Below are 21920 nucleotides of genomic sequence, written 5' to 3' on the forward strand. Positions count from 1 at the left end.
AAGTGCCGCCCGCGACGATTCGTCGGCGGGCGGCCTGCCAATGTGCGGCGCCACGGTGAACGGCGATGGCTCTCGATAACCGAAATAGTGCCTATTCTGAACATGCTCGCAACATTCGTATGAAGAGGTCATATTTAGGTATTGTCATATAAGTCAGAATGGAGAATTCATGTCCCCGGAACCGGACCAAGCGCGATCGCGCAGCCGGACAAGGGGGCCTTCATGAACTTCAGACATACCACGTCCTATATTGCACTTGCCGGATCGCTGTTGCTGACGGCGATCCCCGCTGCGGCGCAGACCGCGACGGACAGCCCGGCGACGCCGGCCCAGGCCAAGGTCGAGGCCGATGCGCAGACCGCGTTCGCCGCGGGCGATACGGCCAGGACCGTGTCCGACGACATGATCGTCGTCACCGGATCGCGGATCCAGCGACCCAACATGACATCGGCCGCGCCGATCACCTCGGTCACCGCGCAGGACATCCGCGCGCAGGCGGCGATCACCGTCGAGGACGTGCTCAACCGCCTGCCGCAGGTGTCGCCCGACAGCCAGCAGACCTATCAGGATTCGGACGGCCGCCAGCGGATCAAGCTGCGCAGCCTCGGCTTCGAGCGGACGCTGGTGCTGGTCGACGGCAAGCGGCTGGGCACGCAGAACGGCCAGGACGTCGGCATCATCCCGCCCTCGCTGCTCGAACGCGTCGACGTGCTGACCGGCGGCGCGTCGTCGGTCTATGGATCGGACGCGGTCGCGGGCGTGGTGAACTTCATCCTGAAGAAGGATTTCGAGGGGATCCAGCTCGACGGCAATTACAGCTTCTACAATCACGAGAACAAGGACACGATCGTGTCGCCGCTGGCGCGCGCGAACGCGTTCGAGGCGCCGCGCGGGCTGACCAATGATGGCGGCCGGTCCGACGTCACGCTGACCGCGGGTACCAAGCTGTTCGACGGCGCGCTGCGCGTGTCGGGCTTCGTCAATTACCGCCAGGCCAATGACGTCCCCTATGACGCGCGGTCGAGCTCGGCGTGCCAGCTGGTCCAGACCGGCAAGGACGGCCCGCTGTCCTGCTCGCTGTCGACCTATTCGCCGAGCGGCTATATCTCGCCGCGCAGCGGGGCGAACAGCGGCGTCGGCTATGTCAACGATCCCGCCGGCACGCGCAGCTTCGTGCCGTACGGCGCGGGGGCGGGCAACGCGGCCAACCCCTATGACGGCTATTCCTATCAGCGCGAATTCGAACGCTATACCGCCGGCGGCTTCGTCAGCGCGAAGATCGCGCCAGAGCTCGAGCTCTATGGTTCGGGGATCTGGTTCCGCGACAGGTCGGTGAACCCCTATCCGACGCGCGTCTACAGCTACACCGCCTATGGCGACACGCCGTACCAGGTAAACTGCAACAACCCGTTCCTGTCGACGTCGCAGGCCAGCACGATCTGCGGTGCGCAGGCGGGGACGTCGGCGCTCGCGCCGCTCGACGTGCGCTATCGCTTCAACGACCTGCCCTTCTCGCCCGACGTCTATCTGAACAAGGGGATCCGCGCGACCGCGGGCATCCGCGGTACCGTCGGCGAGGCGTGGACCTATGACCTGGGCGGCGTGTTCTCGCGCAACCAGCAGGACATCACCTTCGGCAATTTCGCCGATTTTGATCGGGTGAACCGCTCGCTCAACGTCGTCAGCGTCAACGGCACGCCGACCTGCGCGGCGACCGTGTCGGGGGTCGACCCGGCCTGTGTCCCGTTCAACGCGTTCAGCGCAGGGACGCTCGGCGGACCGCTCGCCGACTACCTCTTCACCGCGCGCAGCGGCACCTCGACCGGCGTCGCCAAATTGTGGGACATCGTGTCGTCGGTGACCGGCGACCTCGGCAAATACGGGATCACCTCACCCTTTGCGAACCAGGGCGTCGCGATCGCGCTGGGCGGCGAATATCGCAAGGACAGCTATGCCTCGTCCGCGGATGCGATCTACCGCGAGCAGAATGGCGGCGAGGATTTCAACCTGAGCCAGGACGTGTGGGAATCGAACATCGAAGTCCAGGCGCCGCTGATCGAGGAGCGCCGCTTCGCGCATCTGCTGCAGGTCACGGGCGGCTATCGCGTGTCGAAATACAGCAGCAATCCCAAGACCTTCAACACGTGGAAGCTCGAGGGCACCTATGCCCCGGTCAGCGACCTGACGTTCCGCGCGTCGTTCAACAAGGCGCAGCGCGCGCCGACCGTGTTCGAGATCCGCCAGGCGACCGCGATCAACTATAGCCGGCAGGGCGGATCGCAGAACGACTTCTGCGCCCCCGTGCCGCGCCAGATCGCGGACCCCGCCAATCCCGGCCGCACGATCACCACGACCACGCCGATCGCCTCGCGCGAGGTGTGCGCGGCGACCGGGCTGTCCGACGCACTCTATGGCAGCGCGACTCTGTTGTGCCCGAACGACCAGTGCACGGTGCGATCGGGCGGGTTCACCGCGGATCCGGAAACCGCCTATACCCAGACCTATGGCCTGGTCGTGAAGCCGAGCTTCCTGCGCGGGCTGGTCTTCTCGGTCGATCGCTACCGGATCAAGATCAACAACTCGCTCGGCTATAACGACGACAGCTATTACACCGATGGCTGCCAGCGTTCGAACGGCGACCCGTTCTTCTGCTCGGGGATCGTCCGCCAGCCCGGCACCGGCATCCTCTACGCCGCCGCCGCGAACAACCCGACCAGCGGCTTCATCCGCGCGGGCACGACCAATTATTATTTCTCGATCGCGCGCGGCTGGGACTTCCAGAGCCAGTATACGCTGGGTCTGGGCGGGGTCGGCAAGATCGACTGGAACTTCAACGGGTCGCTGACCACCTTTGCCGGCGGGCAGGATTCGCCGCTCCAGCCCAAGCGCAATTGCGCGGGCTATTACGGCAATGGCTGCGGCCAGCTGCTGCCGAAATGGTCGCACGGGCTGCGGACGACCTATACGACGAGCGACGGCATCTTCAGCACCTCGTTCAACTGGCGCTATGTCGGGTCGCTGACGAGTGCGGACAATTCGGGCGATCCGGCGATCGGCGGCACGCCCGACCGGGCGCGGACGACCTTCTACAGGATCGCGCCGGTGAATTATTTCGACCTGGCGCTGACCTTCGCCGTGTCGCGCGATTTCTCGCTCCGGCTGATCGCGAACAACCTGCTCGACAAGACGCCGCCGATCCTGGCGAATTCCTATGACATCAGCCTGGCGCGCAGCAACACGATCCCCGCGCGCTACGACGCGCTGGGCCGCAACCTCGCGGTCGGGGCGACCGTGCGGTTCTGATCGAACCGGGGCGTATCGGGGGGCTCGTCGTTCGCGACGGGCCCCCTTTTTTTTTGGTGCGGGAGCCGGCGACGTCCGCCCGTCGCTCCGCCCTCGAGACGCGTTAAGATCCGCGTGCCGGGCGCCGGCAATTTTGACGTCATGACGCAAACGGAACAAGACTGCGTCGAGAGTGTTCGAACCTGTTGTAAGTACAGGGAGAGTTAAATGTCAGATTATCGGGGCGGCGAGCCAATTCGTCAGAAGAGCGGCGCAGGCAAGACGATCGTCATCGTCCTTGTCGTCATTGCGGCCATCGTCGGTGTCCTCTTTGCGACCGGGTTCTGGAGCGCCAACGTGAAGGAAGGTTCGCTTCCGGAGGTCTCCGTCAAGGGCGGTGACATGCCGAATGTCGATCTCGACTCGAAGGCGGTCGTCGTCGGCACGAAGAAGACCGAAGTCGAGGTCCCCAAGGTCAAGACCGAGACCGAAACGGTCGACGTGCCCACCGTGGGCGTCAAGGACAATGGCGAGAAGTAAGACTTCGCCTGACGTCACGAGCCCTCACCTGACGGTGGGGGCTTTTTTTTTTGTGACGAGACGCGGATGTGAGGGCGTTATCGCCGGGCACCGGGCAGCCGGTGTCAACGGCTCAACTAGGTGGAAACTCGACTTTCAGCCTATAAAGCGAGCATGAGAATCCTCATGCCGAGAAGGTGCAAAGCCGGCAGTGCGAGCGCAGTGACGAAGCGCCATTTTGTCAATCGGCGATAGCAGAGAAAGCCCGCCGTCATAGCAGCGACGAGCATGATAGGCTGAGCGAGCAAGAACAATACCAGCGCCCACGCGCCGACGGACTGTCCACCGTCCATCGCCATCGGCGAAACTAACGCGAGCATTGCCGCTCGACCCAATAGAGTGCCAGACAGCAGCGATGCCGCGAGCGGAAGCATACGCGTCACGGTAATTGCCAGATGTTTTGCCGGGCATGAACGCTCCTTTGCTTCCAACCTCGCTAAGCTTCGAATGTCTGCAATTACGCGAAGGTGGAAGTGTCAGCTTAATCCACCTGCCAAGTTAACCTGTTGCGAACAACGTTGGCAATGGCCATGGACGACGCTCGCAGTAGATAGCACTCCTGCCACGAAAGTGTTGAAGTATCTCGTCGAATCAGAATATGCAGAAGCACAAAGAAGTCGATCCTAAAACATAACCTATGTTATGCATTATGCGCTTTATCCATGTCCGGATAAGCCTTGAAGTACACCTGAAAGGTGTATTTTCCATAAATCGTAGTATCAATAGTTAATTGTCGATCCTCGGATCAAACTTAATAATAGTCCTGAGCAGCCTGCTTTATTACATGCCGATGCGTTCGGCAGGCGGTTCTGCTGGGGGGGGGGGGGGGGGTACCGTGAGCAGTGCCTGTCGAACACCATCGTTGGTCAAAGCTCTTGTATTTACGATAATCACGAACGGGAGTGTGGGGGGCTGCGGGAGACGGCGCCCACCCCCACGCCGCACGGTTTACTTGCGGCCGAACAGTTTCTCGATGTCGCCGTGCGCGAGCTTCACCCAGGTGGGGCGGCCGTGGTTGCATTGGCCGGAATGGGGGGTGATCTCCATTTCGCGCAGCAGCGCGTTCATCTCGGGGACCGAGAGGATGCGGCCGGCGCGGACCGAGCCGTGGCAGGCCATCGTGCCCGCGACCGCGTCGAGCCGTTCCTTGAGCGACAGCGCCTCGTCGAACGCGGCGAGTTCGTCGGCGAGGTCGGTGACGAGCCCTTTGGGATCGCTCTGGCCGAGCAAGGCGGGGGTCGCGCGGACGAGCATCGCGCGCGCGCCGAAGCGCTCGAGGTCGAGCCCGAACTCGGACAGTTCGGCGGCGCGTGCCTCGAGCCGGTCGCAGGCGGGTTCGTCGAGCTCGACGACCTCGGGGATCAGCAGCGCCTGGCTCGCGACCGTGCCGCCGGCGAGTGCGGCGCGCATCCGTTCGAGGACGAGGCGTTCATGCGCGGCATGCTGATCGACGAGCACGAGACCGTCCTCCGCCTCGGCGACGATATAGGTCTTGGCGACCTGGCCGCGCGCGACGCCCATCGGGAAGGCGCTGGTCTGTGGCGGCGGCGTCCAGGCGGGTTCGGCTCTTGCCTGTGGGGGGGCGGCGAAGAAGGTGGGGCGGGCGTCGTTGACCGTGGCGTAGCTGCGGTTTTCTAGCGGCAGTCTTTGGGGCGTGCCCTCACCTTCCCACCCGCTTTGCGGGCGGGCCCCTTCCTCTCCCCCGGGGGGAGAGGAGGTTTCCTGCTGCCACATCGACAGGGCGGACTCGGATGCGCGCTGGCTGCGGTGGCCGGCGGCGTCGAGGGCGCGGCGCAGGCCCGAGACGATCAGGCCGCGGACCATCGCCGGGTCGCGGAAGCGGACCTCGGTCTTGGCGGGGTGGACGTTGACGTCGACCTGGTCTGTCGGGACGTCGAGGAACAGCGCCACGACCGCGTGCCGGTCGCGCGGGAGCATCTCGGCATAGGCGCCGCGGATCGCGCCCATCAGCAGCCGGTCCTTCACCGGCCGGCCGTTGACGAACAGATACTGGTGATCGGCGATGCCGCGATTGTAGGTCGGGAGACTGGCGACCCCGCCGAGCACGAGCATGCCCGAGTCGACCGGGCGTTCGAGATCGATCGTGACCGCATTGTCGGCGAGCGCGCGATCGGTGAGCGTCGCGACCCGGCCCGGCCGGTCCTCGACCTGCGTCGCCGCCAGCGTGCGGCGGCCGTCATGCTCGATCGTGAAGCCGATATCGGGACGCGCCATCGCGAGCCGGCGGACGACGTCGAGACAGGCGGCATATTCGGCGCGCGGGGAGCGGAGGAACTTGCGGCGGGCGGGGACGCGCGCGAACAGATCCTCGACCACGACGCGCGTGCCGGGGGGCAGCGCGGCGGGCCCCTCACGCTCGACGCGGCCATTGTCGACGATCCGCGACCAGCCTTCGGCCCCCCTCACCCGGCTCTCGATCGTCAGCCGCGCGACGCTGGCGATCGAGGGCAGCGCCTCGCCGCGAAAGCCGAGCGTCACGACCGATTCGATGATCTCGTCGGGCATCTTCGAGGTCGCGTGCCGTTCGAGCGCGAGCATCATGTCGGCGGGCGTCATGCCGCATCCGTCGTCGGCGACTTCGATGCGCGATGTGCCGCCTTCGACGAGGAGAATCGCGATGCGTCCGGCGCCTGCGTCGATGGCGTTCTCGACTAACTCCTTCAACGCGCTGGCGGGTCTTTCCACCACTTCACCGGCGGCGATACGATTGACGAGATGCTCGGGGAGACGCCGTATTGACATGGGTTTGCGTCTAGACCAAGCGACGGCATCCCGCGACCCGCAAACGCCCGCTTATTAGGCACCCGGTGCTCGAAAACACCGGCGGGGCCCGCGAGATGATGTGCGAAATGCCGCCCGTCCGGCGGCCAGGATTACGGGACCCTGATTGAATGGCCTTCTACTCGCGTTTCTTCAAGTTCATGTCGCACGACATGGCGATCGACCTCGGCACCGCGAACACGGTTGTCTATGTCCGTGGCCGCGGCATCGTCCTGAACGAGCCGTCGGTGGTCGCGGTCGAGACAATCAACGGCATCAAGCGCGTCAAGGCGGTCGGTGACGACGCGAAGCTGATGATGGGCAAGACCCCGGGCAATATCGAGGCGATCCGCCCGCTGCGCGACGGCGTGATCGCGGACATCGACGTCGCCGAGCAGATGATCAAATATTTCATCCAGAAGGTGCACGGCCCGCGCCGCTTCGCCCGTTGGCCCGAAATCGTGATCTGCGTGCCGTCGGGGTCGACCAAGGTCGAGCGCCGCGCGATCCGCGACGCCGCGTCGAACGCGGGCGCGAGCACGGTCTGGCTGATCGAGGAGCCGATGGCGGCCGCGATCGGCGCCGACATGCCCGTGACCGAGCCGATCGGCAGCATGGTCGTCGACATCGGCGGCGGCACGACCGAGGTCGCGGTGCTGTCCCTGCGCGGTCTGGCCTATACGACGTCTGTCCGCGTCGGCGGCGACAAGATGGACGAGGCGATCGTCAGCTATGTCCGCCGCAACCACAATCTGCTGATCGGCGAAGCGACCGCCGAGCGGATCAAGCAGGAGGTCGGCATCGCCAAGCCGCCGGTCGACGGCATCGGCACGATCATCCACATCAAGGGCCGCGACCTGGTCAACGGCGTGCCCAAGGAAATCCAAATCAACCAGGGCCAGATCGCCGAGGCGCTGAGCGAGCCCGTCGCGACGATCGTCGAGGGCGTCCGCGTCGCGCTGGAGAACACGGCACCCGAGCTGGCCGCGGACATCGTCGACCAGGGCATCGTCCTGACCGGCGGCGGCGCGCTGCTGCAGGGGCTGGACGAGGTGCTGCGCGACGAGACCGGCCTGCCGGTGACGGTCGCCGAGGACCCGCTGACCTGCGTCGCGCTGGGCACCGGTCGCGCGCTGGAGGACCCGCTGTTCCGCGGCGTGCTGATGAGCGGCTGAGAAGCGTGTAGGTGGGAATCGGGTCAGTGGAAATCGCATCGACCGAGTCGCGGGGATAGGGCCCCGGACCCGGCGATGCCCGAGAACGAGGGGACAGGCGCATGGCGCCAGCCCGCGACCGCCGGACGGGGTTTTCCCGACGGCGTCAATATGGGGTGTTCGTAGGCTATGTGCTCGCCATCGCCGGTGCGGTGGTGGGCGCAGCGTTGCTCGTCGTCTCGACCTTCAACCCGCCCGCCTTTGCCGGCGCGCGGATGGGCGTGGCGGGCCTCACCGCGCCGGTCTCGTCGGGTCTCGCCTGGGTCGTGGGCGGGGTCGCCGCGGTGCCCGAGGCGATCGGGACCTATTTCTTCGTCCGCCAGGAAAATGTCGCGTTGCGCCGCGAGCGTGAGCAGACGCGCGCTTTGCTGATGCGTGCGCGGACGATCGCCTATGACAATCGCCGGCTGCGATCGCTGCTGAAGGTCCGTGACCGGATCGCCGAACCCGTCGTCACCGCGCGACTGGTCAGTTCGAGCGCGTCGAGCGGGCGCCGCTTCGCGCTGCTCAATGCGGGCCGCTGGAGCGGGGTGCGGCCGGGCATGGCGGTGCGCGGCCCCGACGGGCTGGTCGGGCGCGTCGTCGAGACCGGCCCGAATGCGGCGCGCGTGATGCTGCTGACCGACGGCGACAGCATCGTGCCGATCCGCCGGACGCGCGACGGGCTGCCCGCGATCGCGGTCGGGCGCGGCGACGGCATGCTCGACGTCCGGTCGGTCAACGCGACCAACGTCAAGTTCAATGCGGGCGACCTGTTCGTCACGTCGGGCGTCGGCGGTCTGTATTCGCCCGGCATCCCGGTCGCGCGGGTGATGACCGCGGGGGCGGATTCGGTGATGGCGCGGACCTTCGCCAATCCCGACACCTTCGATTTCGCGGTGGTCGAGCCAGGCTTCATGCCGGTGCCGCCGCCGCGCCCCCTTGCGCCCTCCGACAATAGCGCCAAGTGACTGCCAAACCACCCTATCCCGTCTTCCCCCAAATGATCGACCAGCCGTGACCACCCGCAACAGCGTCGACTACAAGCCATTCGAACCGAAGGTCGCAGGCGGCCGGGCGCGGGCGATCCCGTGGCTGACCGTCATGGCGGGATCGCTGATGACGATCGTGCCGCTGATCGCGACGATCCCGATCCTGCCGCCGTTCGGCTTCGTCATGCTGCTCGCATGGCGGCTGCTCGCGCGTTACGCGCTGCGCCCCTGGGCGGCGGCACCGCTCGGGCTGTTCGACGACCTGCTCAGCGGGCAGCCGCTGGGCAGCGCGGTGCTGCTCTGGTCGCTCGCGTTCGTGGCGATCGACATGATCGAGCAGCGGCTGGTGTACCGCGATTTCTGGCAGGACTGGCTGATCGCGAGCGGCGGAATCGCGTGCTGCGTGATCGGCGGGCGATTTCTGGGCGTACGGGTCGGCACGCATGTCGACACCGTGCTATTGGCGCAGATCGTGATCACCATGATGCTCTTCCCGCTGGCGGCGCGGATCGTCGCGACGATCGAACGACGCAGGGTTCAGGAATGAGGCGGGTTTCCGAATGAGACGGCCGCCGCGTGTCGTGACCGAGATGTCGCAAGCCTATAGTTTCTCGCGCCGTGCCTGGATGCTGGGCGCGGTGCAAGGTGGCGTCGGGCTGATGCTGGCCGGGCGGATGGCATGGCTGTCGATCGCGCAGAACGAACGCTACACGATGCTGTCCGAGAGCAACCGCGTGAACATGACGCTGTTGCCGCCGCGGCGCGGCTGGATCGTCGACCGCCACGGCGTGCCGATCGCGAACAACCGCACCGATTTCCGCGTCGACATCATCCCCGACCGGCTGCGCGACAAGGAACGCGTGCTGCCGCTGCTCGGCCGCATCCTCCAGCTGCCGCCCGAGGAGATCGAACGGATCGCGATCGACCTCGACCATGCCGCCGGGTTCCAGCCGGTCCAGGTCGCGGAGAATCTCGACTGGGAGCGGTTCGCCGCGGTCAGCGTGCGCCTGCCCGAGCTGCCCGGCGTCGCGCCGACGCGCGGCTTTGCGCGCAACTATCCCGCAGGCGCCGCGGTCGCGCATCTGACCGGCTATGTCGGCGTGCCCAATGCCGAACAATACAAGAAGACGCGCGACCCGCTGCTCGTTACCCCCGGCTTCAAGCTCGGCAAGGACGGGCTCGAGAAGATGCTCGAACCCGCGCTGCGCGGCGAGGCGGGCGCGAAGCGGGTCGAGGTCACCGCGCGCGGCAAGCTGGTCGCCGAGCTCGCGACCAAACCCGACGTGCCGGGCAAGACCGCGCGGCTGACGATCGACGCGGGGCTGCAGGAATATGCCGCGCGCCGGCTGGGCACCAATTCGGGCTCGGTGGTTGTCATCGACTGTCGCACCGGCGAGATGCTCGCGATGGTGTCGATGCCCGCCTATGACCCGAACAGCTTTTCGGACGGGATCAGCCATCTCGAATGGCAGATGCTGAGCGACGACGATCACGTGCCGCTGATGAACAAGGTCACGCAGGGGCTGTATCCGCCGGGCTCGACGGTCAAGCCGATGAACGGGCTCGCGCTGCTCCATGCCGGCGTCCCGGCCGACGCGCGGGTCAATTGTTCGGGCGCGATGCGGCTGGGGACGAGCGTGTTCCATTGCCACAAGCGCGGCGGGCACGGGCCGCTCGACCTCAAGAACGCGATCATGCAGAGCTGCGACATCTATTTCTACGAGATGGCGCGGCGGGTCGGCTATGCCGCGATCGCGCCGATCGCGCGGACGCTGGGCATGGGGCAGAAGTTCGACCTGCCCTTTTCGACGCAGCGGTTCGGGACGATGCCCGACCCCGACTGGAAGCTTCACAAGTACAAGCGGCCCTGGACGGTCGCGGATTCGCTCAACGCGTCGATCGGCCAGGGCTATGTGCTCGCCAACCCGTTGCAGCTGGCGGTGATGGCGGCGCGGATCGCATCGGGCCGCGACCTGCAGCCAAGCATTCTCGCGAGCCAGGTCCACCGCGACGCGCCCGCGCTGGCGATCGATTCCGAAAATCTCGCGCGGGTGCGCGAGGCGATGTTCGGCGTGATCAACCAGGGCGGCACCGGCGGCGCGGCCAAGCTGCTGATCCCGGGCGTCGCGATCGCGGGCAAGACCGGCACCGCGCAGGTCCGCCGCATCACCATGGCGGAGCGGCGGTCGGGCGTGCTCAAGAACGGCCAGCTGCCGTTCAAGCTGCGCGACCATGCGCTGTTCATCGGCTTCGCGCCCGCGGACAACCCGCGCTACGCGCTCGCCGTGGTACTCGAGCATAACGGGCACACGGTGCGCAACCTCGACACGCCGATGATCGGGCGCGACATCATGACCTACATGCTCGACCGCGAGCGCGCGCTGAAGACGCTCGCCGAGGTCGAACCGACCTGGGGCGGCGACATCAGGACGCGGATGGCGGCGACCGCGGCGACCTATCGCGCGGCGCAGAGCGCCCCGCCCGCCGCGATCGCGACCAAGACCGACGCGACCGTGCCGAGCGACGCCCCGGCAGTCGAGAACGCCACCGACGTCGCCAACCGGACGCAGGCGGATCTGGCGACCGCGGGCGGCGGGGTCGCGGAAGACGGAACCACGGAGCGCGGCCAATGACATCGCGGATCATCCCCGAACAGCTTGCCACCCTGCCCTGGCGGACGTTGCTGCTGGTCACGGCGATCGGGACCTTCGGGCTGGTCGTGCTCTATTCGGCGGCGGGCGGCTCGCTGCGCCCCTGGACGCTGCCGCAGGGCATCCGCTTCTTCATCCTGCTGGCAGGCTCGGTCGTGCTCTCACGCATCCCCGAGCGCGTCTGGAAGGCGGCGGCGTGGCCGACCTATGGTGCGCTCGTCCTCGCGCTCGTGCTCGTCGAGCTGCTCGGCGCGGTGCGCGGGGGCAGCCAGCGCTGGCTCGACCTCGGCTTCATCCGGCTGCAGCCGTCCGAACTGATGAAGCCGGCGATCGTGCTCGCCTGTGCGCGCTTCTACGACATGCTGCCGCCCAACGAGACGCGGCGGTTCGCGGCCGTCTGGCCCGCCGCGGTGCTGATCGGCATCCCCGCGGCGATCGTGATGAAACAGCCCGATCTGGGCACCGCGCTGATGATCTGCGCGGGTGGCGCGACGGTGATGTTCCTAGCGGGCATTCCGCTGAGGCTGTTCGTCGGCGGCGCGGTCGCCGCGTCGGTCGCGATCCCGCTCGCGATCAACTTCGCGCTGCACGACTATCAGCGCAACCGCATCCTGATCTTCCTCGATCCCGAAAGCGATCCGCTGGGCACCGGCTATCATATCAGCCAGTCGAAGATCGCGATCGGATCGGGCGGGCTGTGGGGCAAGGGGTTCCTCAACGGCACGCAGAGCCATCTCGACTACCTCCCCGAAGGGCATACCGACTTCGTCTTCGCGACGATGGCGGAGGAATGGGGGCTGGTCGGCGGCTGCCTGCTGATCCTCGCCTTCCTACTGGTGATCCGCTGGGGGATCGAGGTCGGCCAGCGCGCGCAGTCGCGGTTCGCGCGGCTGGCCGCTGCGGGGCTCGCCACGACGATCTTCTTCTATGTCGCGATCAACCTGATGATGGTGATGGGCCTCGCCCCCGTGGTGGGCATCCCGCTGCCGCTGTTCAGCTATGGCGGGTCGTCGCAGATGACGGTGCTGCTGTGCCTGGGGATATTGATGTCGATCGACCGGGAAAATCGCAAGACGACACGCTGGTAAGCAGAAAAAGACAGCAATTTGGACGAAAGGGGGTTGCGGCCCCCGATGAGTCTGCTAACAGCGCGCCTCCAGCAGCGGGGCGCCACACCAGGGCGCCACTCAAAACCGCCCCGGAATGGACGCATAGCTCAGTTGGTAGAGCAGCTGACTCTTAATCAGCGGGTCCTTGGTTCGAGCCCAAGTGCGTCCACCATTCTCCACCGCAGAAAACAAATGTTTTCCACTGCGGCGGAGTCATGTCTGTTCGATATGGTCTGATCTGTCTTCCGACAGTTTCTCTCCCAACTGGATGATATACGCTCGCCGCGCGACCGCGATCTTTCGCGCCTTGTTCGCGATTGGCTCGCTGCAGGTTCGCATGACGTTGAGCATTGCGTGACCGGAGATCGGTCGTACGACCGGGTTGCCCGTCTTCGACTGTATCAGGGCGATCTGCTCGCCTAGCTGGGCCCCTGCCCGCGCGATCGCGCGGTACCCGGCGCCTGTGGCATCCTCCGAGCCTAATACGTCCCAGGCGCGCCGGCAGCGGTCGCTCGGACTCGCTCATTGGGCCGCAGTCCCTGCCCGTCCCAGCTGGGGCGGCATCGTGACGAGCAGGGAACCCTTGCGGGGAGGCGAGGCCTCATCTGCCGGGTGAGGCTTTGTGGTTAAGAAATGGTTAACGCCGTGGATCGTGGCGCCGTTTGTACGAACGAGGCTGGTCGAAGGCCACAGCACCTCGGCACGGATCGACTTCGGTGATGTCCCGACCATGACGGGACAGATGATGCGGAGCGATAGCTCTTCCGCATCGCGCATCGGCCACGCCTTGCGGATGGTCGCAAGCATACGTTGCTATTCGGCAACCGCGATGGCTGAACCGCTTCTACGGCTCACCATCGCTGACCTTGCCGACCTCTCAGATATGCCCCTGACGTCTGTTGCCAGTGACAGCCGAGCTCGGCTTTGAGTTAGATATAGGCCGGCGTCGTACCATGGCCCTGGTATTTCTCGCCTTTCACGCTGCTGCGATTGAACATGCCGAGATCTCGGTTGCCCGCCTTCATACTGCTCGGCATCCGCTGGCAGTAACCACGATCCTGGTTTGCTGATCCAGCACCATGTGGTGTCGAGGCCTTGTCGCGCATCGTGAACTCCTATTAACCCTATTGTTTAACTCTTTTCACAATCGCGTTAATTGCGACGTAACTGAGTTCGTGAGAGTCCAAGAATTGAGCGGCGCATTGGTTCCGACCCAAAATTCCGGTAAATTTTGCGAGCAACCAAAGTACCATAGTGCCCTTGGTGCCGTGATACCCAGGGCCGAGGACGTGACGAGCCGGGCAAGGCCGAAAGGTCGCAACGGCCCCCTGTTCGGGCAGGCCAAGCGCGCCGAGATAGAGCCGGGGACAAATTTTCGCGCGATCGTGCTGGTCGACGCGGCCACGGTCCAGGCACGAAAGACACGGTGGATTCCGTCGGCCGAGGCGCTAGGCTGCGCCTGATCACAGGGAGACGTGCCGTGATACGGACCTTGGCCGCTATTGGTCTTGCGATGGCCGTTCCAGCGACCGCGCAGCACACGCGCTCACTGGGGACCGGCACGTCGCCACCCGCGTCAATCGATCAACTGGCCTGGCTGGCTGGCAGCTGGGTCGGCACGGGAATGGGCTCCGACGTGACGGAAACCTACTCCGCACCGCTGGGAGGCCGGATCACGGGCCATTTCGCGATGGCCGACGGCAAGGGCGGCGTTTCGTTTACCGAACTCGTGGACTACGTCCCGCTCCGGGGATCGCTGGCCTATCGGGTTCGTCACTTCAGCCAGGACATGACGGGCTGGGAAGATGGGACGGGCAAGCCCGTAATCTTCCCGCTGGTGGCGGTAGAGAAGGATCGATGGTTTTTCGACGGCATGACGATCGAACGCACGAGCCCAAGCGCGCTCACCATGTGGGTAAGGATCACCGAAAAGGGCACGACGAACGAGGTTCCCTTCAGACTGGTCCGGACGCGCTAGGTGGTTCGATAGGTGAGCGGGATTGGTAGCAAGGTGTCCGCGATGTCAATTTGACCGATGTCTGCATTCGGGTCGGAGGCAGAATGGCCGGAGTTGGTGGTGAACAGACCGACCGCTTTCGGGCAGAAACGTGGCGAAGCTGCCGTTTACTTGCACTCGGCTAGGCCGCCGCTAGGCTGTCTCCATGCAAATCAACTATGTTCATCTACGTCCGGACGAAGCGCCGCCTGCGATGGTGGCTCGACCTTACCGAGCAGTGATGATCGCAAAGCTGGATACAAGTCAGAGCTGGCGAAACGACATCGCCTCGTGGCTTGTGCAGAGCGGATGCCTTTACTTCATCGCGTGGGGTACAGATTGCGAGGCGTGGCACGATACCGTGGACTGGACCGTGTTGGAGGGCTTCAACTTCGGCGACATACCGGACGACAAGTTCGTGATGACCACGTGGCATGACAAAGAACCGCTTGCAGAGGCTCTTTGGTTTGCAGGTCATAGCGCATCACACCCTGACGTTGTCCTTCACGAAACGGTGATTGTGCATGTTGCGCCAGAAGAGCAGCGCGTCGCCACGTTGCAATGTTACAACGAAAGCCAAGGGCTGGCGGATGGAAGCTAACCCGCAGATCGCGCCCTAACCGGACGTCCGCTTCCGGGCCGCGTCAACGGCGCGGTGAACAGCCGCAAATGGGCGTAAGCGGACAAGCAGGCAGGCATGATCCATCTCTGGATTCGGCTGACGATATTACGGCCTGCCGGTGCATCGGTAAGCTCCGTCGCGGCATAGGCTGCTTGCCGATCACGAGTTGCTGTGGGCTGTGATCGGCCGCGGCGGAGGGGGGCTCTGCCGCCACGGAGGGCGACAGCGCGCGATCAGTCGCGACGTCGGCGTGTCAATTTTCTCAGCTGGGCTTGATTGAGTTCCCGGGTCCGCTTGCGATCGGCAATCAACGCCCGTCGAAGAGCGGCACCGTGCAGAGGCTGTGCAATCCACCTTGACGACCGCGCGCGAGCACGCCGCACTTTACGTTTCGCGGGTGACAGCCTCCGTGCCTTTTTGGGCATTGACGCTCCAGCCTGGCTCGGTGCGGCATTGGCCTTCTGCGCCACCGGAATGTTGCCACCTTCAGCTGGAACTGCGGTCGAGATAGCGGCTGGCTGCGGCCTGACAGGCGGTGCGATGGAGGCTTTTGGGGTTTGGGCGACGGGAGCCTTGACCAGAGCCGGGCGGGGATCTGCCTGGCGGGCATAATAGGCTGCGCCAACCGTGCTCATGATCCCCAGAACGACTGCGGCGATCGCCGAGTATCGTGCCGTACGGATGCTTCGTTGGTTACGGGCCGTGAGGACCGCCAAACGCTTGTCGATGTCCTGACGCTGGTTCGCGAGCGCCCAGAGCGCCGCGTTGCTCCCGATCCTTGCGCCGTAGTGCGAACCCGGAATCGTGCTCGCGGCGACCAGATATTCCCGATCGGCCGGCTCGATGGCCGGCGGTTGCAGGGGAGAATCGTCGGGGAGTGTTTCCGCAGACCGGGTTGCCGTTGAGGGAGATTCGCTGCTTGCCATGGAAAAGCTACGTATCAGATTGAATTAGGTTTTATGCAGCCAATCGGTCCCGACATAGCACACCGACGCCAATACTCCCCGGATGCAGGCCGGGTCCTGCTTCAGGCCGCGATCGATCCTCGAGGCGCGGGGCCATTCGGTCGCGACGTCTGGGGCTTGGGCGCGGTGGCGGCCATATACCCGACCAGCATCCACAAGGGGGCGGCGACCTTCATCGAGAAGATCGCGGTGCCGCCGATCATCATGTTGGCGAAGAGATAGACCGCGGTCGCCCAGGCGCAGCGCTTCGAGGCGGTGTCCGTCGCGCGCTGGCCAAGCGAGAAGAACAGCCAGATCGCGATCAGTCCGAAGATCGAGCTGGAGGCGGTGACATAGCCGAAGCCGGTGTCCATCAGATGCCGCGCCTTCATCGCATTCGCACCGAATATGGTCGGAATGTCGAGCTTGCGCAGCGCCTCGGTGGTGATGCCCAGCCGGCCGATCAGATCATCATTATGCGTCACAGTGTCGCCGACGGCGAGAAACGCCAGCAGGACCAGAACCGGTGCGATCAGCAGCGTGAGTCCGCGCGACAGATACGGGAAGATGAAATATCCCATCATCGTCACCACCGCCAGCGCCGACGACGTCCGCGTGTTGTTCGACAGCAGGATCAGCACGATCGTCGTCACCATCGTCGTCCGGATGGCGACGCTCAACCGTCCCCATGTGGCGACGAGGAACACGCAGAGGATACCGGCGAAGTTCGCATTGGAAACCTGCTCGAGGAACACCGACGAGGTCCGCGCGCCCGAAAACACCCCGAAGGAAAAGCGCGATTCGAACCCCGCCGCATTGTTGAACAGGCCGGTCTCGTTGAACTCGCTCACCTCCATGCCGCGCGTTGCCGCATAGTAATTGCCCGGCTGGAATACCGACACATAGGCGGTCGGGAAGGCGATCTCGAAGATCAGCACCGTCAGGGTGATGATCGTCAGCAGCGCAAAGGCGAGATGCACCTGGGGAAAGCTGCACCGACGACCGAGCAGGAAGAAGGACGCGATGATCGCGACGTTGCGAAAGGCATCGGGGAACACCGCATCGCTCGCGAGCGACGTGAACACCGCAAGGAGCGCAAACAGGTAGAGCAAGCCGATCGCCGGAGCGTCTTCGCCGTCTGGGCGGCGCTTGAGCAGCGCCAGCCCCATCGCGCCGCCGAGCAGCAGCCCCTCCATCGCGATCGGCGCCGCGGACGTGAGGCCCTTCACATGCGCGCTGATGATCGCGAGTATCGCATTGTACAGGCTCGCGGAGACGACGAGCGTGACCGCGAGGATCCCGAACCTGTGATCGCTGATCAGCGCCTTGCCGCCGGTTGGCGTCGCCGTCATGCGCCGCGCCCTGATCCCGGTGATAGGTTGTGAAGTCTTCATGATGTCACCGTTTGCAGTTGGTGCGGATGATCGAGGCCGACGCGCCGTTGGACGAACATTCTACGGCTGCCCGTCGATGGCCAGCCCTAAATCCCAACTAGGATGTGCCGAGTTCGGCGGCGGCGGGCGGCTTGCGGCCACCGCGCAGCAGCCTGTTCATGCCCTTGAGCAGCGGGAGTTCGATGGTCCGGTGGACGACGATCCCGGCGACGCTGCTGACGACGAGCGCGAGGATAACGAAGACGGCACCGTTCGCCATGCCCAGATCGAGACCGACGACATGGGCCGCGACGCGGGTGCCCGCGATCACGAAGATATGGCTGAGATAGATGCTGTAGGACGCGTCGCCGAGCAGGGACAGTTTCGGCAGGTCGGGCAAATGGCCCGAGATCTCGATCTGCAGCGCCGCGCACAGCAGAATGACCGCGGGTATGCCGAGGACAATGAATTGCGAGACGGAAGGCCTTTCGAGATCCATCCAGAACAGCATGGCGAACGCGCCAAGCCCTGCCACCGCCCAGATGCCGGGCGACAGGCGCGGAAGACGGCGGATCGTACACGCCAGAACAATCCCCGCGAGAAATTCGGCGAGGCGGTCCGTACCGTAGAAGGCCGCGGTCGTCCCGGAGAGCCACGTCTTGGCCGATACGTACACGAGCGCCAGCAGCACGGCGACGAACAGGGGCCTGAGCGTCTGCCTGACGGCCAGCGCGCAGGCAAAGACCGCGTAGAACATCATCTCGGTATTGAGCGTCCAGCCCGGAACGATGACCGGGGTCAGGACCTCCGCATTGGTCGCGGCAACGGCCGGGTTCCAATAGGGGAGAAACAGGAGCGAGAAGCCGAGATGCGGAAGGTCGAACTTGGTCGACCGCAACAGATCGCCGAAGAACAGCGCGACCATCGCGGCAAATATCGTCAGAACCCAGTAAAGCGGCGCGATCCGGATCAGGCGCTTGACCAGGAAGTCGCCGATGCCGACCTTGCGATCCCTGGTCGTCCACCACATGACGAACCCGCTCAGGACGAAGAAGATATCGACGCCGAACGATCCAGACATGGGAAGTTCGCGAATATGCGCCACCTGCTCGACTTGTACGACCGCGTGGAAATAGACGACGGCCAGTGCAGCGATACCGCGCAGATATTGCAAGGAGGACAGGTGCATCCCGGATTTTGGTACGGAGGTCACTGATTGTCCGCCTTACAGTTTAAACAGGTTTACGGGCCCTGCGGCACGCAACCGGTGCTGCAGGACAGGATATTCGACTATTATACGCGTCGATTTCGGCATCTGACGGGGGTACAACCTCAGAGTCATAGGGTGCTCGTCGAACCACGTCGGCGGTTCAGCGTCATGTCGACGGGCTTAAAACCGCATTATCAGATAGATAGAGGGCATATCTGACCGCACGCTGGTCCCCATCCGGTATCGTGAGCGGGCTTCTGGCATAGAATGGCGCTGACTTCCACGGGATTCCCGGCGTCCGCGCGACCCGGAATGGCACTGACCGCGGCTGGCAGGCATGTCGTCGCATCAGAGCATTTGGTTACCGGACGATTCACTTTGCCGATGATCTCGACCATGTTCATGCCGAACACGCGCCACCTGTGTCACACGTCTCGATGGCATCTGTCGAACTCTGTCAGTAATTGTGACGCTCCCGATAATTTTTCGGCGCCAACGTCTTGTTGCGGAAGAAAAATTTAACACAAATTGGCTATTTGAAGGATCGCACTGTGCTTCACATCGAAAGCACGGCATTCCATACAAACCTCGTAGGTGAAGTAAGATGATTCTTCCTCGCGTCATCGCCGCTGCCACGGCCCTGCTGTCCTTCGCCACGGCCGCCGAGGCCGCGCCGCGGTTCGGCGTCAATCTCGCGGGATGTTCGTTCGTCGCGAACGGCGCGCTGTGCCCGACCGTGGCCGACGTCGCCTGGTACGTCGACAAGGCCGGGTTTCGCAGCATCCGCCTGCCGTTCAACGGCAGCCAGATGAATGACCCCGTCGTCCTCCAGCGGGTGATCGACGTGGTCAAGGCGGCCAACGCCCGCAACGTGCCCGTGATCCTCGACCGCCATGACTATAAATGGCCGACGCCGGCCGAGCAGATCGCATTCTGGCTGCCGATCCTGCGCAAGCTCGACAATTCCGAAATGGTCATGATCGACCTGATGAACGAGCCGCGCTTCTTCACCGATCCCGTGGTGACGAACGACTGGATGCAATGGGTTCGCGATACCAACCAGATCGTCGCAGGCATTCGCAACGCGGGGTTCAAGCACCGCATCCTCGTCGAGTGGCCGCAATGGTCCGCGTCATTCCGGTTCGACAAGAACGAACCGGCCAGCCGGGACTGCGAGAGCGCTGCGTGCGCGATCGATCGCTCGGGCGGCCTCATCGATCCGCTGAACCGCATCATCCTGTCGCCGCATCGCTATTTCGACACCGGCTCCAGCGGTACCAATGCCGAGTGCGTCAGCGAACCGGCGGGCGACGGCGGACTGAAGATCTTCGCCGCCGCTGCCCGGAAGCGGGGATATCGGGCGATCCTGGGCGAATATGCACTGGGAAGCTCGAAGGGGCTGCCCGCATCCTGCACCGCGATCGCGGCGAACGTCGTCAAGTCGATCAAGACCGACAGTGACGTCTGGCTCGATGCGATGGCCTGGGGCGGCGGTCGCGCGTGGACGGAATCCTATTTCTTCAAGATCGAACCGACCAAGGGCACGCGGGAATCGGTGCCGGTGGCGGCCTACACGAAGATGATCGCGGGACAGTAAGCCGCGAGGGCCCCTCCCTCGCAGGCGCGGCGTGAAGGGCCGTATTCCGGCTCTTCACGCCCCTACCGGCCGACCTGCATCAGGATGGCGTCGGAGGGGAGCAGCTTGTCGAGGAAGGGTAGCAGCGCGGCGCCGATGACCGGTGCGTCGGCGGCAAGGGCGCCGCGGATGATCGTGGTCATCGGGGGCTGTACGGTGACCGCCAACGCGCCGGCGAGGCGGGCGATCAGGCGGTCGAGCAGCGCGGTGTCGAGCCGGCCGCCGATGACGATGGCGTCGGGATCGATCAGACAGGTGATATTGATCAGCGGTGCGATCAGCGCCTTGGCGGCGAGATCGACCCAGCGTTCGAGCACGCGGTCGGTCTGCGGATCGGCGGGCCGGATGTCCTTCTGGCTTTCGACATCGAGGCCGGCCTCCTTCAGCATCTGCAGCAGCGCCGAGATCGAGACGATGTCCTGCACGACCGCGCCCGGCGCCGGGTTGGTCGCGTCGGGCAGCAATCCCAGTTCGGCGCTGCGCTTGTTCGCGCCCTCGACGAAATGGCGGTCGATCATCAACCCGCCGCCGAGCCCGGAATTGATCAGGATATAGAAGAAGCTCGCCAGCGGTGACCCCGCCCCCGCCTGCGCCTCGCCGATCGCCGCCGCGGCGGCGTCGTTCTCGATCACGGTCGGCCAGGGCATGACCGGGGCGAGCAGCGCGGGGATCGAGAGGCCCGCCCAGCGATCATAATCCGACGGCCGCCCGGGCAGCGTGATGACCCCCAGATCATTGGGCACCGCGACCCCGACGCCGATCACGCGGTCGCGTCCGATCCCGGCCTCCGCGAGCAGCGATTCGAGGTTGTGCGCGACGAACGCGACGACGTCCTCGGGCATCGCAAAGGCGATATCCTGCGCGATCCGGCTGCGCACCTGACCCGCGAGATCGAGCACGACCAGCGTCAGGTGATCACGATCGATGTTGAGGCCGATCGCGACGCATCCCAGCGGCTCGATCGTCAGCTGGATCGCGGGCTGGCCGCGTGGGCCCTGAAGGCGGCCGACCTCCTTCACCAGACCCGCGTCGATCAGGCGGCGCGTGATGTTGGCGATCGTCGGCGCGGTGAGCCCGGTCGTCCGGCTCAGCTCGACACGGCTGGTCTCCGGGCTGAGCCGGATGGCCTGCAGAACCACGCGCTGATTATAGTCGCTCGCACGCGCCAGGTTCGTGCCCGACAACGACACTGCGAGGCGCGCACCGCGCGCTTCCCGTATCGGTTTGTCCATCGTGATATGCCCCTCCGACGTATTCTTACACGTCCGGCGAAAGAAAAGTCGATGGGCCCGGCCGGGCTCATCGATCCGCCCGGGCCCTATCACGCGCCACCCCGCTGCAACCGCATGGAAAACCGACCGCGTGAAAGAAAATTAAATTTCTTAATCTGCTTGCGCCCCGGTACGTCGGCCCCTAGCCTTCACCCCAGCACATCATGTCGCGCCGCCGTTCAATGGTTCGACAGTATCTTTCCGGCAATCCCGACGAGGACGCCGGCCCCGGACGTGTATTGGAGAGGCGCATTGGCAGCATCACGAGGCATCGCCTGCAA

At 64.8% G+C, this 21920-nt stretch carries 17 protein-coding genes and 1 tRNA gene; 11 read left to right on the forward strand and 7 right to left on the reverse strand.

Annotated features, from left to right (window positions below):
- The first annotated feature begins 222 nt into the window (after positions 1-222).
- Positions 223-3303: a TonB-dependent receptor domain-containing protein gene (locus NEF64_RS12755; protein WP_056405615.1), complete on the forward strand. Its 3081-nt coding sequence runs from the start codon at positions 223-225 to the stop codon at positions 3301-3303.
- 207 nt (positions 3304-3510) lie between these two features.
- Positions 3511-3822 carry a hypothetical protein gene (locus NEF64_RS12760; RefSeq protein ID WP_031440198.1) on the forward strand — a complete coding sequence of 104 codons (312 nt, stop codon included), beginning with the start codon at positions 3511-3513 and terminating at the stop codon, positions 3820-3822.
- A 140-nt stretch (positions 3823-3962) separates the two neighbouring features.
- Here NEF64_RS12760 and NEF64_RS12765 read toward each other — a convergent pair whose 3' ends face one another.
- Together NEF64_RS12765 and mutL are read right to left on the reverse strand one after the other, a co-directional pair.
- Complete coding sequence (locus NEF64_RS12765) at positions 3963-4244, reverse strand: hypothetical protein (RefSeq protein WP_156360244.1); 282 nt, start codon at positions 4242-4244, stop codon at positions 3963-3965.
- A gap of 565 nt (positions 4245-4809) precedes the next feature.
- On the reverse strand, positions 4810-6624 hold the full coding sequence (mutL, locus tag NEF64_RS12770) for a DNA mismatch repair endonuclease MutL (RefSeq protein WP_056405614.1): 1815 nt from the start codon (positions 6622-6624) through the stop codon (positions 4810-4812).
- 149 nt (positions 6625-6773) lie between these two features.
- Here mutL and NEF64_RS12775 point away from each other — a divergent pair, with 149 nt between their 5' ends.
- From NEF64_RS12775 to NEF64_RS12800, 6 genes are all read left to right on the forward strand, one after another.
- On the forward strand, positions 6774-7817 hold the full coding sequence (locus NEF64_RS12775) for a rod shape-determining protein (RefSeq protein WP_031439534.1): 1044 nt from the start codon (positions 6774-6776) through the stop codon (positions 7815-7817).
- Positions 7818-7918: 101 nt separating this feature from the next.
- Positions 7919-8806 carry a rod shape-determining protein MreC gene (locus tag NEF64_RS12780; protein ID WP_056405613.1) on the forward strand — a complete coding sequence of 296 codons (888 nt, stop codon included), beginning with the start codon at positions 7919-7921 and terminating at the stop codon, positions 8804-8806.
- A 46-nt stretch (positions 8807-8852) separates the two neighbouring features.
- Positions 8853-9374 (forward strand): rod shape-determining protein MreD, encoded by a 522-nt coding sequence (gene mreD, locus NEF64_RS12785; RefSeq protein WP_031440173.1) that lies wholly within the window; start codon positions 8853-8855, stop codon positions 9372-9374.
- 13 nt (positions 9375-9387) lie between these two features.
- The gene (gene mrdA / locus NEF64_RS12790; RefSeq protein ID WP_107045554.1) at positions 9388-11460 is read left to right on the forward strand and encodes a penicillin-binding protein 2; all 2073 of its coding nucleotides are present in this window, start codon (positions 9388-9390) and stop codon (positions 11458-11460) included.
- Complete coding sequence (rodA, locus tag NEF64_RS12795) at positions 11457-12566, forward strand: rod shape-determining protein RodA (protein ID WP_031392826.1); 1110 nt, start codon at positions 11457-11459, stop codon at positions 12564-12566. The genes mrdA and rodA overlap by 4 nt, the downstream gene beginning before the upstream one ends.
- Before the next feature lie 117 nt (positions 12567-12683).
- Positions 12684-12759, forward strand: a tRNA-Lys gene (locus NEF64_RS12800).
- 757 nt (positions 12760-13516) lie between these two features.
- On the opposite strand, the gene NEF64_RS12805 is transcribed toward NEF64_RS12800, so the two are convergent.
- Positions 13517-13693 carry a hypothetical protein gene (locus tag NEF64_RS12805; protein WP_156360243.1) on the reverse strand — a complete coding sequence of 59 codons (177 nt, stop codon included), beginning with the start codon at positions 13691-13693 and terminating at the stop codon, positions 13517-13519.
- A 407-nt stretch (positions 13694-14100) separates the two neighbouring features.
- Between NEF64_RS12805 and NEF64_RS12810 the strand changes: the two genes are divergently transcribed.
- Together NEF64_RS12810 and NEF64_RS12815 are read left to right on the forward strand one after the other, a co-directional pair.
- The gene (locus NEF64_RS12810; protein ID WP_031392833.1) at positions 14101-14565 is read left to right on the forward strand and encodes a DUF6265 family protein; all 465 of its coding nucleotides are present in this window, start codon (positions 14101-14103) and stop codon (positions 14563-14565) included.
- Positions 14566-14749: 184 nt separating this feature from the next.
- On the forward strand, positions 14750-15184 hold the full coding sequence (locus tag NEF64_RS12815) for a DUF7684 family protein (RefSeq protein WP_031393313.1): 435 nt from the start codon (positions 14750-14752) through the stop codon (positions 15182-15184).
- 254 nt (positions 15185-15438) lie between these two features.
- On the opposite strand, the gene NEF64_RS12820 is transcribed toward NEF64_RS12815, so the two are convergent.
- The 3 genes from NEF64_RS12820 to NEF64_RS12830 form a co-directional block, all read right to left on the reverse strand.
- Complete coding sequence (locus tag NEF64_RS12820; RefSeq protein WP_156360242.1) at positions 15439-16131, reverse strand: hypothetical protein; 693 nt, start codon at positions 16129-16131, stop codon at positions 15439-15441.
- A gap of 101 nt (positions 16132-16232) precedes the next feature.
- Positions 16233-17501, reverse strand: coding sequence for a hypothetical protein (locus NEF64_RS12825; protein ID WP_056405609.1), 1269 nt, complete (start codon positions 17499-17501; stop codon positions 16233-16235).
- Between the two features lie 139 nt (positions 17502-17640).
- Positions 17641-18711: an acyltransferase family protein gene (locus NEF64_RS12830; protein ID WP_056405608.1), complete on the reverse strand. Its 1071-nt coding sequence runs from the start codon at positions 18709-18711 to the stop codon at positions 17641-17643.
- Between the two features lie 625 nt (positions 18712-19336).
- Here NEF64_RS12830 and NEF64_RS12835 point away from each other — a divergent pair.
- Entirely contained in the window at positions 19337-20329 is a 993-nt protein-coding gene (locus NEF64_RS12835; protein WP_056405607.1) for a glycoside hydrolase family 5 protein, read from the forward strand.
- A gap of 62 nt (positions 20330-20391) precedes the next feature.
- Here the strand turns inward: NEF64_RS12835 and NEF64_RS12840 are convergent, their stop codons facing one another.
- Positions 20392-21600, reverse strand: a complete 1209-nt coding sequence (locus NEF64_RS12840; RefSeq protein ID WP_056405606.1) for an ROK family transcriptional regulator — start codon at positions 21598-21600, stop codon at positions 20392-20394.
- Positions 21601-21920: the final 320 nt, after the last annotated feature.

Origin of the sequence: Sphingomonas aerolata (assembly GCF_023935825.1) — a bacterium.
GTDB classification, from domain to species: Bacteria; Pseudomonadota; Alphaproteobacteria; order Sphingomonadales; family Sphingomonadaceae; genus Sphingomonas; species Sphingomonas aerolata.